This window comes from Flavobacterium pedocola, from assembly GCF_053764385.1.
Map to the genome: position 1 here is coordinate 180,474 of NZ_JBSNCR010000002.1, position 12,628 is coordinate 193,101.

A 12,628-nucleotide genomic window follows, 5' to 3' on the forward strand; every position below is an offset into this window, starting at 1 on the left:
TATACGCAAAATGGTTTAGGCCTTTGAGAGTTCTTCTCAGGGCCTAAACCTTGCTTTTATAACTTAAGTAAGCTTATTTAAGCTCAACTACAGCACCAGCCTCTTCTAAAGCTTTCTTAAGACCTTCAGCCTCATCTTTAGAAACTCCTTCTTTTACGTTTGCAGGAGCAGCATCAACTAAATCTTTAGCTTCTTTAAGACCTAAACCAGTTAATTCTTTAACCGCTTTAACTACTCCTAATTTAGAAGCACCAGCATCTTTCAATACTACAGTGAACTCAGTTTGCTCTTCAGCAGCACCAGCATCACCACCACCTGCAGCAACTACTACAGCAGCAGCAGCCGGCTCGATACCATACTCGTCTTTTAATATTGTTGCTAATTCGTTAACTTCTTTAACTGTTAAGTTAACTAATTGTTCTGCGAATTGTTTCAAATCTGCCATTTTTTCTATCTTTTAAAATGATTTGTAAAATATAATAATTAATTAGTGCGCAATTTATTCAGCTCCCTCTTCGTCTTTGAATTGGTTTTGAAGAGCAGAAATAACTCTTTGAGCTGGTGATTGAAGTAATCCGATGATTTCTCCGATAACTTCTTCTTTCGATTTGATTGATACTAACGAATCAAGTAAGTTATCTCCAATGTAGATTTCTTCATTGATGTAAGCTCCTTTCAATAAAGGTTTGTCTCCTTTTTTACGGAATTCTTTAATGATTTTTGCAGGAGCGTTCGCTGTATCTGCAATCATGATTGAAGTGTTTCCTTTTAAAACCGTAGAAAGGTCACCGAAGTTAGCCTCAGAAGACTCCATAGCTTTTGCAAGCAAAGTATTCTTAACAACTTCTAATTTGATACCTGCTTTAAAACAAGCTCTTCTTAAGTTTGAAGTAGTATCTGCATCAAGTCCGGAAATGTCTGCCAAGTACACAACATTTACACCAGCTAACTGTGCAGTTAAATCTTCAATAGCGATTGATTTTTCTTCTCTAGTCATACTAAAAACTTTTAACTACCAATTATACTGCTTTAGGATCTAAAGCAATTGCAGGACTCATTGTAGCTGAGATGTGGATAGACTTAATATAAGTTCCTTTTGCTGCAGTTGGTTTCAATTTAATTAATGTTTGAATAATCTCGTGAGCATTCTCCTGGATTTTCTGAGCGTCGAAAGAGATTCTTCCGATTCCAGCGTGAACGATTCCCGTTTTATCTACTTTAAAGTCGATTTTACCAGATTTCACCTCTTCTACTGCTTTACCTACTTCCATAGTTACAGTACCAGTTTTAGGGTTTGGCATTAAACCACGAGGTCCTAAAATACGACCTAATGGACCTAATTTACCCATAACCGCAGGCATCGTGATGATTACATCAACATCTGTCCAACCGTCTTTGATTTTTTGTAAATAGTCATCTAATCCTACGTGATCTGCACCAGCAGCTTTAGCTTCAGCCTCTTTATCCGGCGTAACCAATGCTAATACTCTCACGTCTTTACCTGTACCGTGTGGCAAAGAAACCACACCTCTTACCATTTGATTCGCTTTACGTGGATCTACACCTAATTTTACTGCGATATCAACAGACTCATCAAATTTTGCAGAAGCAACTTCTTTAAGTAATGCAGAAGCATCTTTTAAAGAGTATAATTTATTCTTCTCAATCTTTGCTGCAGCCTCTTTTTGCTTTTTTGTCAATTTTGCCATGTCTTTTTCTTATTAAAGATTAAAAAGGAGCTGTTCCTGATACTGTTATACCCATAGATCTAGCTGTTCCGGCAATCATACTCATTGCTTTTTCGATTTCGAAAGCATTTAAGTCAGCCATTTTGTCTTCAGCGATAGTTCTAATTTGGTCCCAAGTAACGCTAGCTACTTTTTTACGGTTAGGTTGCCCTGAACCAGACTTTAATTTAGCAGCTTCCATTAACTGGATAGCAGCCGGCGGCGTTTTAACAACAAAGTCAAAAGACTTGTCTTTATACACAGTAATCTGTACTGGTAAAACTTTGCCGGGTTTATCTTGTGTTCTAGCATTGAACTGCTTACAGAACTCCATGATATTAACCCCAGCAGCCCCCAAAGCAGGTCCAACCGGTGGCGAAGGATTCGCGGCACCTCCCTTAACTTGTAGTTTAACTACTTTACTAATTTCTTTAGCCATTTTTAAAAAAATTTAGCACATCTATCAATTGGAAGCGATTGATGTGGATTTATACATGTAACGTTATTATACTTTTTCAACTTGCATAAAGCTCAATTCCAATGGTGTTTTTCTTCCGAAAATCTTCACCATCACTTCAAGTTTACGCTTTTCTTCATTCACCTTCTCAACCGTTCCGTTGAAACCGTTGAAAGGTCCGTCAATTACTTTAACTGTTTCTCCAACCGAATATGGAATAGCACCGTGATCCACTTTCACTGAAAGCTCATCCACTTTCCCTAACATTCGGTTTACTTCCGCCTGACGTAACGGCACAGCATCCCCTCCTTTAGTTTCACCCAAAAAACCAATCACACCCGTGATGGATTTGATGATGTGAGGAATCTCTCCGGTTAAGTTAGCTTCAATCATTACATAGCCTGGAAAGTAGACACGGTCTTTGCTAATTTTTTTCCCGTCACGCACCTGTACCACTTTTTCAGTCGGCACCAACACCTGCGAGATATAATCAGCCATACCCAAACGGTTAATTTCCGTTTCGATATAGTTTTTCACCTTGTTTTCCTGTCCGCTAACAGCTCTAACTACATACCATTTTTTGACATTGTTATCCGTCATATCAAAAAAATTAAGCTTTTAACCAATTAAAGAAAACTCCCAATACTTTAGCAAACACAGTATCAACACCCCAAGTAGCCAAAGCAAATAGAACTGAGAATACAGCAACAATGATTGTCAAACGCTGCACCTCTGACCATGCTGGCCAAGTCACATTCGTTTTTAACTCTTCAAATGCTTCTGTTATGTAATTAACAACTTTTGTCATTGTATTTTTATTTTGCACGGGCGGAGGGATTCGAACCCCCATCAATGGTTTTGGAGACCACTATACTAGCCCTTGTACTACGCCCGTTTGTTAAAAAGCCGGCAGCAAAAACTGCCGACTTTATATTCAACTAATAATTAGTCTAAAATTTCAGTTACCTGACCAGCACCTACAGTTCTACCACCCTCACGAACAGCAAAACGTAAACCTACTGATAAAGCGATTGGGCTTAACAATTGTACGTCAATAGTTAAGTTATCACCTGGCATAACCATCTCAACTCCTGCAGGTAAAGAAATAGTACCTGTTACGTCAGTTGTACGTACGTAGAACTGTGGACGGTAGTTGTTGTGGAATGGAGTGTGACGTCCACCTTCTTCTTTTTTCAAGATATACACCTCAGCTTTGAAGTGAGCGTGTGGTTTTACAGAACCTGGTTTGATGATAACCATACCACGTTTGATATCAGCTTTATCGATACCACGTAATAATAAACCTACGTTATCTCCAGCCTCACCTCTATCAAGGATTTTACGGAACATCTCAACTCCTGTAATTGTAGAAGTCAATTTATCAGCACCCATACCGATGATTTCAACAGCATCTCCAGTATTAGCAACTCCAGTTTCGATACGACCTGTAGCAACAGTTCCACGACCTGTAATTGTAAACACGTCCTCAACTGGCATCAAGAATGGCTTATCAACATCACGAGCTGGTAACTCAATCCAGTTATCAACAGCATCCATCAATTCCATAACTGTAGCAACCCATTTTGGCTCACCATTTAAAGCTCCTAAAGCAGAACCTTTAACAACAGGACCATTATCACCATCATACTGATAGAAAGACAATAAATCTCTGATTTCCATTTCAACAAGCTCTAATAACTCCTCGTCATCAACCATGTCTACTTTGTTCATGAAAACAACCATTCTAGGCACACCAACCTGACGTCCTAAAAGGATGTGCTCACGAGTTTGTGGCATTGGACCATCCGTAGCAGCAACTACAAGGATAGCACCGTCCATCTGAGCAGCACCAGTAACCATGTTCTTAACGTAATCCGCGTGACCTGGACAGTCAACGTGAGCGTAGTGACGGTTAGCAGTTGAATACTCTACGTGAGAAGTATTAATAGTAATACCTCTTTCTTTTTCCTCAGGAGCGTTGTCGATCTGATCGAAAGATTTTGCTTCTGATAAACCAGCATCAGCTAATACTTTAGTAATAGCAGCAGTCAAAGTTGTTTTTCCGTGATCTACGTGTCCGATAGTTCCGATATTTAAATGGGGCTTCGAACGATCAAAGGTTTCTTTTGCCATGATTTAATAATTTAATCTTAGTTATATAATTAGTGTTCAAAATTCAATTTTGAGCCAATGACGGGATTTGAACCCGTGACCTCTTCCTTACCAAGGAAGCACTCTACCCCTGAGCTACACCGGCAAGGACTGCAAGTTTCAACCGTTCAGGATTACAAGAAAACTTGTGATCCGTAAGGGTGAACTTACTCAAAGCTTTGATTTCCAAGCTTTACAAAAGCAAGCTTTTGACACCTCTACAATCAAAACTTTGTGGGGAGAGCAGGATTCGAACCTGCGAAGACTTAGTCAGCAGATTTACAGTCTGCCCTCGTTGGCCGCTTGAGTATCTCCCCAACTTTTTAATTTTCAATACGTTATCATATTTGAGCCGATGGAGGGACTCGAACCCACGACCTGCTGATTACAAATCAGCTGCTCTAGCCAGCTGAGCTACACCGGCATTGAAAATAAAAAAGTCCGCTATTTCTAACGGACTGCAAATGTAGGGATTTTATTTTTTAATCAAAATAATTTTTCTTTTTTTTTTATTTTTAGCTATGCGCTCTGATTTTATCTTTTCGCTTTAACAAAAGTCGCTCTAAAGAATCTACAGATAAATCAACCGCTTCCTCAAAAGATTTGCTCTGTTTTTTAACCATAAATTCATCTCCGGGCACGTTAATTTTTACTTCGACTATTTTATTTTCTTTATCGCTCGTATTTTCAACCTTCAAGAAAATATCGGATGAGACCACCCTGTCATAATATTTTTCTAATTTATCTAATCGCTCTTGTACAAAATCTACTAATTTTTTATCAATATTAAAATTGACAGCATGAACATTTACTTTCATAATTAAAAATTTTATTTGGGTTAAACGTTTAGAATCATTTTTGGTTGCGCGGATGGGCATCTTGATAAACTCGCTTCAGTTCAGCCAAACTGCTGTGCGTGTAGATTTGAGTGGAAGATAAACTGGCGTGACCCAACAATTCCTTTACTGAATTTAAATCGGCACCATTGTTCAGCAAATGCGTCGCAAAGGTATGCCTAAGAACGTGCGGACTCTTCTTTACTTTTTCAGAGACATTACTAAAGTAACTATTTATTAAACGATACACAAACGTTTCACTAACTTTATGACCGTTTTTATTTAAAATTAACAAATTGCCGGACGAACTACCAACTACCGATTTCCTAACCTCCAGATAACCATTCAATAACACCGCCGTACACTCCAAAAGCGGAAGGACCCGCTCCTTGTTTCGCTTCCCTAACACTTTTAAAGTTTTAGCATAAGGACTGAAATTTGACACTTCCAACGCAATCAATTCTGCACGGCGCATACCTGTGGTATAAAAAAGCTCAATGATCAAGCGGTTGCGGATTCCCTCAAAATCATCCGGATAATCATTCTCGTCAAAAACCATTTCCAGTTCTTTTTCAGAAAACGGAATCTGAACCTTTTTAGGCGTTTTCAACGATTTGTGCTTCTGCAACGGATTCACCTCAAGCTGTTTAGACTTCAACAGAAACCTGTAAAAAGATTTAAGTGACGAAATTTTACGGTTTACAGAATTGTTCGAAATCCCTTTTTCCACCAGATCAACAATCCAACTCCGGATCTGCCCGTAATTCACCTGTTCCAAAACCACGGCTTCATCCTGCGATTTTAAAAAAGATTCAAATTCGACTATATCCTTCAGATAGGCCGTAATAGTATGGAGAGAATAGTTTTTCTCCTTTAAAAGATAATCGTGATAAGCCTGTTGGGAAGTAAGCATAAAAAAACCGTTAGCAACAAAGTTATAAAACTTCGTTTACTAACGGTTATAGAATCATTCAAAAATCTACTAGCTCTCTAAAGAGTCTCTTAAACCTTGGATGTATTGTGCTTTTTGGATCTGAGCTCTTCTAACCACTGATGGTTTTGTGAACTGCTGACGTGCTCTTAATTGACGAACTGTACCAGTTTTATCAAATTTTCTCTTATAGCGCTTTAATGCTCTATCGATATTTTCCCCGTCTTTAATTGGAATAATTAACATAGTTTAGACACCTCCTCTCATTTAGGCCGCAAACTTATGACTTTATTTTTAATTATGAATTATAAATTTTGAATTATTTTTCTCTTCAAGTCAACATTATAAATCCACACAAAAAAAGCCAAGTCACAATTTCTTGCATCTTGGCTCTTCTTTCTATTTTCTATACCCTATTTTCTAAAATATTTTATTTGTGTTTTACTGCGGGCTGATAATTCTGTTTGTCGATTATCATTTTCGCTAAAATCTCTTTTAATATTTCGGAGGTCCCTCCTCCGATTGGCCCTAAACGACTGTCTCTGAACAAGCGCGCCAACGGATATTCCTCCATATAACCATAACCGCCCAGCATTTGTAAGCAATCGTAAATAACCTGATCGGCTACTTTTGTGGATTTCAATTTAGCCATGGTTGCCTCTTTCACCACATATTCACCTTTATCTAATCGGGCAACTGCTGAATAATTAAACAATTTACAGTGCTCAACTTCAGTAGCATGCTCTACCATGGTATGTCTTAAAGCCTGGAACGTATCGATAGTTCTTCCAAACGCCTCACGCTCGGACATATACCCAATAGTATATTCAATAGCATACTCCGCTCTTGCATGAGCATTGATAGCCATTATTAAGCGCTCTAATGCAAAATGCTGCATGATGTACGGAAATCCTTTTCCTTCCTCACCCATTAAATTCGCCACAGGAATCTCCACATTATCAAATGCGATTTCAGCCGTATCGGAGGCTCTCCATCCTAATTTATCAAGCTTTGTAGCAGATATCCCTTTAAGATTGGCATCCACCAAAAACATGGTTATCCCTTTATTCCCCAACTCCGGGTTTGTTTTGGCTGCAACTACATAATAGTCCGCATACACTCCGTTGGTTATAAAAGTTTTAGAACCATTGATGATATATTTATCCCCGCTTTTAACAGCTGTCGTGCGCATCCCGGCTACATCACTACCACCAAAGGGCTCTGTAATACACAAAGCACCTATTTTATCCCCGGAAATACTTGGCGCTAAATACTCTTGTTTAATACGCTCATCCCCTTCTGCATTTAAATGGGTCATCGCTAAATAAGAATGCGCCCACATCGCGGCAGCAAAACCGGATGATTTAATTTTTTGCAGTTCTTCCAAAAAAATAACAGTGTAAAACAAATCCAGGTTCAATCCACCGTAAACTTCAGGGTAACGCAAACCAAAAAAGCCCATTTCTCCGAATTTTTTCCAGATAAATCGTTCTATGGTTCCTGTTTTTTCCCATTTTTCAATATGCGGAACGACTTCTTTGTGTAAAAAATCCCGAAAACTTTCTCTAAATAATTGATGCTCTTCTGTAAAGTACATTGAATCCATACGGCTTGAATTGTTTTTCTGTTGTATTATTGTTGATGTGTTATTTAAAGTCCAAATATAAAGCAATTATATCAACTTTTTCAATTGGAAAATTCTTAATTTTCATCAAATCCTCCTTAGACTTAATTTCCCCGCTCATACTTCGATACGTGACAATCTCCTTAGCCAGCGCATATCTAAAATACGGTAGTTGCTGAAGTTCCCTCAATGAAGCGTTATTAATTGCTATCTTTTTAATCTCCGGCAACGAAACAACTTTGAAATACCTGTTCAGATTACCAATCACTTCAGGGGACAACCCCCAAATATCCTGTAGCTGTTCCATACTGACGAAAGCCCCAAGCTTATCACGTTCTTTCAAAATCCGCTCCGACAAACCTGGCCCGACCCCGTAAACTTTCATAAGTTCTTCCTGAGTAGCCTTATTAATATCAACAATAACTATTTTTTCTTTCTTCGTCTCAAACCCAGTAAAACTGTCCCGGTTAAAAGACGTTGTTTTTTTCCGGGTCACCCAATCCGGAAATTTGAAATAAGGCGCATATTTACGCATCCAAGCATTCGAAACTTTGGTAAGCTTCTGAAATTCTTCCGCGGAATTCACATACTTGTTACCGGCACGGAATTTATGCAATCTGTCGATTTCCGCCACAGACATGCCAAGCACATATCCTTTATAATCGGATATAAAATTGGGATTGAACGGATAAATCTTATTTCCTTCCAAGCCTTTTTCCGCTTTCAGACTATCGATTTCTTCCTGCAACGCCAGCCATTCCCGCTCTTCTTTGGAAAGCTGTACTACTTCGGGAGAAACCGTTGAAAAATAAAAATAATAAAGCAATTGGATGACCACCATCAAAACCAGCAACGTTGCTATACCGGCACGCTGCTCCCGTGTGAATTTCACACTGAGTACAACCTCATTATGCATAACACGGAAATTACAGATCGAAAACCGAACTGCGCTTCGTATAGACCATATCTTTCAGGCGAAGTAAAAAAGCCAAAGTCAGATATACACCAAACCACAATCCTACGGTAAAGAATGAAATGTAGATGAAAAACAAACGGACACTCGTGGTACGCATCCCCAGCTTATCAGCAAGACGCGACGACACTTCGAAACCATGTTTCTCAAAAAAATGACGGATGTTGGTGATTAGTCCCATAGTACAGCCACAAATTTAATTATTTTTTTAACACTTAGCCATTCACTACGATCAATAAGTTTCTGATCGAGATAGTGCTTTAATTCCAGTATAGGCACTTTGGCATCTCCACTTGAATCCTTTGGCATATCATGTTCATAAACCACCAGCAGTATACAGTTATTTTCGAACGACCTGATTTCTTCCTTTTGAGAAAACCAATCGGATGATTTCAATTGAACGACAACATTCCCGGCCCATCGTAAAGTCCCGACAAGCAGCTGTGCATTAAAAAAATAAGGTTTGGTGTGTTGCAGGCATTCGCCGGCATTTAGGACTTCAAAGGCTTCCCCCTGAACGGTTTGAAGCTGATCGACAGCAAATAACTGATGCTGCCAGACGTAATGCAGAAAATTTTCACTCATGGCGTGTAATTATGTTAATATGGCTTATAAATAAAGCGCTAATATAAGGAAACTTTTATCTTTGCGGAAACTACTTAAGCAAAAAATGAAAAAAATTCTTACATTATTATTTTTATCCCTTTTGGGAATTTCCTACGCTCAAGACAAAAAAAAAGAAAACCCAAACTACAAAATCACGTATTTAAGAAGTTCAAACGGGAAGCTGTTAGAAAACCAGGACCCTATCCTAATCTATACCAACAACAACGAAACCTTAATCACTTCTCAAAATATCATTTCAGACAAGGCCGAATTCCCATACGAACAAACCGTTGTTCGCCACAACAAGAAAAGTTACCTTCAGATTGGCCAACTTTCCAAAACAAACCAGGTAAGCACCATTGACAGTGTTTCCCTGACCAAACAGTCTTTTGAAATCACCAATGAAACCAAAACCATTTTAGGCTACAAGTGCCGAAAAGCAAAGACCGTTATCAATTCCAACCATATCGATTTATGGTTTACCGAAGACCTTAAAATCAAAGGGGCTCCATCGGTTTTAGGACAAAGCTTAGGACTGGTACTGGAAACAAACCGCAACAACAATTTCCTGGTAACCGCTACTAAAATTGAGAAAATATCAAAAACCGATAAAAAGCAATCGTTCGACAAAGCTAAACAGGTAGATTTGTTAAGCTATCGTGATTTACTTTGGAAAAGTCGCTTCACTACCCTGAAAATTTTCGAAAACGAAACCATCAATTTTTCGGATGCTTCTAAATCGAACGACAGCATTTTGCGTTTTGCCAACGGAACCATTATCCTTAGAAAAGTAAAATTCCCGGCCATCAAAAACGGCAGCCAGATTTTTGTGGATGCAACCGAACAATCCAACGGTGATGCGTATGACCGCACAGGATCCGTCTTTATGATTCCAACGGATCAGAAAATCTCCTTCCTGGACGGTTTAAAAAACGGCTCTAAAACACTTCCGGTTTATGAAAACGGAAACGGGAAACAATACCAAGGCGTAGTCCGAACCGATTCGTATGCTCCTTTATTGGAACTGATGCGCTTCTTTACCCCATTTGGTATCAAACAATACAATCACATCCAGTTAAAAGACAAAACCTGGCATGAAGTCGTTCCTTACCGTCAGGACATCTCGGAACTGCATTCTGCGTTAAGCGATAAAGAAGTCTGGATTGGTGCTTTCATCGGAAATTATGACAAAGGCGGTCATAAAATCTCCTTAAACATTACCATTCACAGTGAAGAAAACCAAACCGCAAAAGACAATTTCATTTTGCCGCTGTTCAACACTACCAACGTCATGGAAATGGCCGGACAGGAATACAGTACCATGTTCAACAGCGAAAACGGCTTAGTGGTAGAGTTCACTTTGGACAAAGATGTAAAAGATGCACGTTTGCGTTACACCACAACCGGTCACGGCGGATGGGAAAACGGCGACGAATACCTGCAGAAGAAAAACACCATTCTTTTGGATGGAAAAGAAATTCACGCTTTTATTCCATGGCGTCAGGATTGCGGAAGTTATCGTTTATTCAACCCAGCTTCCGGTAATTTCAACAACGGATTATCCTCATCGGATTACAGCCGTTCCAACTGGTGCCCGGGCATGGTAACCAATCCGACCATTATCCCTATAGGTGATTTGAAAGCCGGAAAGCACAGCATACGCATTAAAATACCGCAAGGCACCCCGGAAGGCGGTAGTTTCAGTGCCTGGAATGTATCCGGTGCTTTGATTGGGAATTAGACATACATATATAAAAAAAGCCGTTCAGTTTGAACGGCTTTTTTTATATAGTATTATTTTATAGAATTAATCACATCGTGCTTGGTAATGATGTGGTGTTTTCCGTTTCCTAAATCTACCAGTACGGCCTGATTGTCTTTGTTGATCAACTTGGACACTTCATCAACCGGAGTGCCTAATTTCACAACAGGAAAAGGCGCTCCCATCACTTCACGGATTGGTTTTTCCGCCACGTTTTTATCAGCTACATAGCTTTGAAACAAATCGGTTTCATCTACCGAGCCCACAAAACCGTTTACATCGATCACCGGGATTTGAGAGATTTTATGTTTGCGCATACGGTCGATAGCGTGTGACACTAATTCTTCGGTACGCACGACAACCAATGGCTTGTCAATGTGATCCTGAATAAGATCTTCCGCTTTGGTGATTTCATCTTCAAGATAACCTCTTTCACGCATCCAGTCGTCGTTGAACATTTTTCCAACATAACGGGATCCTGAATCGTGGAACAACACCACTACCACATCGTCCGGTCCGAAATTATCTTTTAGCTGTAATAATCCTTTGATGGCTGCTCCGGAAGAGTTCCCTACGAAAAGTCCTTCCTCCAAAGCCAGTTTACGCGTGTAAACCGCAGCATCTTTATCCGTTACTTTAGTAAAACCGTCGATCAGGTCGAAGTTTACGTTTTCCGGTAAGATGTCTTCCCCAATACCTTCGGTTACATACGAATAGATTTCGTTTTCATCAAAGATGCCGGTTTCTTTATATTTTTTAAAAACCGAACCATAGGTATCAATTCCCCATACTTTCACGTTCGGGTTATGTTCTTTCAGGTATTTAGCTACTCCTGAGATTGTTCCTCCCGTTCCAACACCCACTACAAAATGCGTCACTTTACCGTCGGTCTGCTCCCAGATTTCCGGTCCGGTTTGCTCGTAATTTGCTTTGGTATTGGATAAGTTATCGTACTGGTTCACATACCAGCCGTTTGGTGTTTCTTCTGCTAATTTTCGGGATACTGAATAGTACGAACGCGGATCGGTTGGTTCCACATCGGTTGGACATACGATTACTTTTGCGCCTACGGCACGTAAAATGTCCATCTTCTCTTTGGATTGCTTATCGGTGATTACACACACTAATTTATAGCCTTTGATGATCGCTGCCAAAGCCAAACCCATCCCTGTGTTTCCGGAAGTCCCTTCGATGATGGTTCCGCCCGGTTTTAAACGGCCGTCTGCTTCCGCATCTTCGATCATTTTTAAGGCCATGCGGTCTTTACACGATTGTCCGGGATTGAAGTATTCCACTTTTGCCAAAACCAAAGCCGGAATTTCAGCGGTGATCTTGTTTAGTTTTACCATCGGTGTGTTACCGATAGTCCCTAATATGTTTTCTACGTATTTCATTTTTTAAAAATTGCGAACTGCAAATGTATTGATATTTAACCTGTTTCCAAAAAGTAAAATGGATTCCTTTTTAGCCCCGATGGGAGTGGTATCCTCCGTCTTTTTTTGGCGGAGATATAACGGACAGCGGGAAAATGGTTTACTGATAAATCCTAACCCTTCGCTCC

General features: G+C 39.6%; 16 protein-coding genes and 4 tRNA genes. 1 reads left to right on the plus strand and 19 read right to left on the minus strand.

Annotated elements, in window-relative coordinates; translation table 11 throughout:
* Positions 1 to 73: 73 nt before the first annotated feature.
* From rplL to ACWPKD_RS04915, 18 genes are all read right to left on the minus strand, one after another.
* Positions 74 to 445 (minus strand): 50S ribosomal protein L7/L12, encoded by a 372-nt coding sequence (gene rplL / locus ACWPKD_RS04830; RefSeq protein WP_026979450.1) that lies wholly within the window; start codon positions 443 to 445, stop codon positions 74 to 76.
* 54 nt (positions 446 to 499) lie between these two features.
* Complete coding sequence (rplJ, locus tag ACWPKD_RS04835; protein ID WP_455411554.1) at positions 500 to 997, minus strand: 50S ribosomal protein L10; 498 nt, start codon at positions 995 to 997, stop codon at positions 500 to 502.
* Positions 998 to 1,019: 22 nt separating this feature from the next.
* Positions 1,020 to 1,709 (minus strand): 50S ribosomal protein L1, encoded by a 690-nt coding sequence (gene rplA / locus ACWPKD_RS04840; RefSeq protein ID WP_455411555.1) that lies wholly within the window; start codon positions 1,707 to 1,709, stop codon positions 1,020 to 1,022.
* Positions 1,710 to 1,728: 19 nt separating this feature from the next.
* Positions 1,729 to 2,166 (minus strand): 50S ribosomal protein L11, encoded by a 438-nt coding sequence (gene rplK, locus ACWPKD_RS04845; protein ID WP_455411556.1) that lies wholly within the window; start codon positions 2,164 to 2,166, stop codon positions 1,729 to 1,731.
* A gap of 66 nt (positions 2,167 to 2,232) precedes the next feature.
* Positions 2,233 to 2,784, minus strand: a complete 552-nt coding sequence (gene nusG, locus ACWPKD_RS04850) for a transcription termination/antitermination protein NusG (RefSeq protein ID WP_455411557.1) — start codon at positions 2,782 to 2,784, stop codon at positions 2,233 to 2,235.
* Positions 2,785 to 2,794: 10 nt separating this feature from the next.
* Complete coding sequence (gene secE / locus ACWPKD_RS04855) at positions 2,795 to 2,992, minus strand: preprotein translocase subunit SecE (RefSeq protein ID WP_455411558.1); 198 nt, start codon at positions 2,990 to 2,992, stop codon at positions 2,795 to 2,797.
* Between the two features lie 15 nt (positions 2,993 to 3,007).
* Positions 3,008 to 3,079: transfer RNA gene (locus tag ACWPKD_RS04860), tRNA-Trp, on the minus strand.
* 50 nt (positions 3,080 to 3,129) lie between these two features.
* On the minus strand, positions 3,130 to 4,317 hold the full coding sequence (tuf, locus tag ACWPKD_RS04865; protein ID WP_455411559.1) for an elongation factor Tu: 1,188 nt from the start codon (positions 4,315 to 4,317) through the stop codon (positions 3,130 to 3,132).
* 52 nt (positions 4,318 to 4,369) lie between these two features.
* A tRNA-Thr gene (locus ACWPKD_RS04870) sits at positions 4,370 to 4,441 on the minus strand.
* A 129-nt stretch (positions 4,442 to 4,570) separates the two neighbouring features.
* Positions 4,571 to 4,652 (minus strand) — tRNA-Tyr (locus ACWPKD_RS04875).
* Positions 4,653 to 4,685: 33 nt separating this feature from the next.
* Positions 4,686 to 4,759 (minus strand) — tRNA-Thr (locus ACWPKD_RS04880).
* Positions 4,760 to 4,850: 91 nt separating this feature from the next.
* Positions 4,851 to 5,153, minus strand: coding sequence for a ribosome hibernation-promoting factor, HPF/YfiA family (gene hpf / locus ACWPKD_RS04885; protein WP_455411560.1), 303 nt, complete (start codon positions 5,151 to 5,153; stop codon positions 4,851 to 4,853).
* Between the two features lie 34 nt (positions 5,154 to 5,187).
* A complete protein-coding gene (locus tag ACWPKD_RS04890) occupies positions 5,188 to 6,084 on the minus strand; it encodes a tyrosine-type recombinase/integrase (protein ID WP_455411561.1) in 897 nt (298 codons plus the stop codon).
* Positions 6,085 to 6,153: 69 nt separating this feature from the next.
* The gene (gene rpsU / locus ACWPKD_RS04895; RefSeq protein WP_313804417.1) at positions 6,154 to 6,348 is read right to left on the minus strand and encodes a 30S ribosomal protein S21; all 195 of its coding nucleotides are present in this window, start codon (positions 6,346 to 6,348) and stop codon (positions 6,154 to 6,156) included.
* Positions 6,349 to 6,532: 184 nt separating this feature from the next.
* Positions 6,533 to 7,708, minus strand: a complete 1,176-nt coding sequence (locus ACWPKD_RS04900; protein ID WP_455411562.1) for an acyl-CoA dehydrogenase family protein — start codon at positions 7,706 to 7,708, stop codon at positions 6,533 to 6,535.
* Positions 7,709 to 7,748: 40 nt separating this feature from the next.
* Entirely contained in the window at positions 7,749 to 8,642 is an 894-nt protein-coding gene (locus ACWPKD_RS04905) for a ComEA family DNA-binding protein (protein WP_455411563.1), read from the minus strand.
* A gap of 10 nt (positions 8,643 to 8,652) precedes the next feature.
* Entirely contained in the window at positions 8,653 to 8,880 is a 228-nt protein-coding gene (locus ACWPKD_RS04910) for a PspC family transcriptional regulator (RefSeq protein WP_026979462.1), read from the minus strand.
* Positions 8,871 to 9,284: a DUF2851 family protein gene (locus ACWPKD_RS04915; RefSeq protein WP_455411564.1), complete on the minus strand. Its 414-nt coding sequence runs from the start codon at positions 9,282 to 9,284 to the stop codon at positions 8,871 to 8,873. Before ACWPKD_RS04915 ends, ACWPKD_RS04910 begins: the two co-directional genes overlap by 10 nt.
* 85 nt (positions 9,285 to 9,369) lie before the next feature.
* Here ACWPKD_RS04915 and ACWPKD_RS04920 point away from each other — a divergent pair, with 85 nt between their 5' ends.
* Entirely contained in the window at positions 9,370 to 11,046 is a 1,677-nt protein-coding gene (locus tag ACWPKD_RS04920) for a GLPGLI family protein (protein WP_455411565.1), read from the plus strand.
* Positions 11,047 to 11,099: 53 nt separating this feature from the next.
* Here the strand turns inward: ACWPKD_RS04920 and ACWPKD_RS04925 are convergent, their stop codons facing one another.
* On the minus strand, positions 11,100 to 12,461 hold the full coding sequence (locus ACWPKD_RS04925) for a pyridoxal-phosphate dependent enzyme (RefSeq protein WP_455411566.1): 1,362 nt from the start codon (positions 12,459 to 12,461) through the stop codon (positions 11,100 to 11,102).
* Positions 12,462 to 12,628 lie beyond the last annotated feature (167 nt).

Excerpts from the sequence above, each read along its gene's own strand:
- ACWPKD_RS04890 (WP_455411561.1), bottom strand. The coding sequence starts at position 6,084 with ATGCTTACTTCCCAACAGGCTTATCACGATTATCTTTTAAAGGAGAAA.
- rplA (WP_455411555.1), bottom strand. The coding sequence starts at position 1,709 with ATGGCAAAATTGACAAAAAAGCAAAAAGAGGCTGCAGCAAAGATTGAG.
- rplK (WP_455411556.1), bottom strand. The coding sequence starts at position 2,166 with ATGGCTAAAGAAATTAGTAAAGTAGTTAAACTACAAGTTAAGGGAGGT.
- tuf (WP_455411559.1), bottom strand. The coding sequence starts at position 4,317 with ATGGCAAAAGAAACCTTTGATCGTTCGAAGCCCCATTTAAATATCGGA.
- rplL (WP_026979450.1), bottom strand. The coding sequence starts at position 445 with ATGGCAGATTTGAAACAATTCGCAGAACAATTAGTTAACTTAACAGTT.
- rpsU (WP_313804417.1), bottom strand. The coding sequence starts at position 6,348 with ATGTTAATTATTCCAATTAAAGACGGGGAAAATATCGATAGAGCATTA.
- hpf (WP_455411560.1), bottom strand. The coding sequence starts at position 5,153 with ATGAAAGTAAATGTTCATGCTGTCAATTTTAATATTGATAAAAAATTA.
- nusG (WP_455411557.1), bottom strand. The coding sequence starts at position 2,784 with ATGACGGATAACAATGTCAAAAAATGGTATGTAGTTAGAGCTGTTAGC.
- ACWPKD_RS04920 (WP_455411565.1), top strand. The coding sequence starts at position 9,370 with ATGAAAAAAATTCTTACATTATTATTTTTATCCCTTTTGGGAATTTCC.
- ACWPKD_RS04900 (WP_455411562.1), bottom strand. The coding sequence starts at position 7,708 with ATGGATTCAATGTACTTTACAGAAGAGCATCAATTATTTAGAGAAAGT.
- secE (WP_455411558.1), bottom strand. The coding sequence starts at position 2,992 with ATGACAAAAGTTGTTAATTACATAACAGAAGCATTTGAAGAGTTAAAA.
- ACWPKD_RS04915 (WP_455411564.1), bottom strand. The coding sequence starts at position 9,284 with ATGAGTGAAAATTTTCTGCATTACGTCTGGCAGCATCAGTTATTTGCT.
- rplJ (WP_455411554.1), bottom strand. The coding sequence starts at position 997 with ATGACTAGAGAAGAAAAATCAATCGCTATTGAAGATTTAACTGCACAG.
- ACWPKD_RS04925 (WP_455411566.1), bottom strand. The coding sequence starts at position 12,461 with ATGAAATACGTAGAAAACATATTAGGGACTATCGGTAACACACCGATG.
- ACWPKD_RS04910 (WP_026979462.1), bottom strand. The coding sequence starts at position 8,880 with ATGGGACTAATCACCAACATCCGTCATTTTTTTGAGAAACATGGTTTC.
- ACWPKD_RS04905 (WP_455411563.1), bottom strand. The coding sequence starts at position 8,642 with ATGCATAATGAGGTTGTACTCAGTGTGAAATTCACACGGGAGCAGCGT.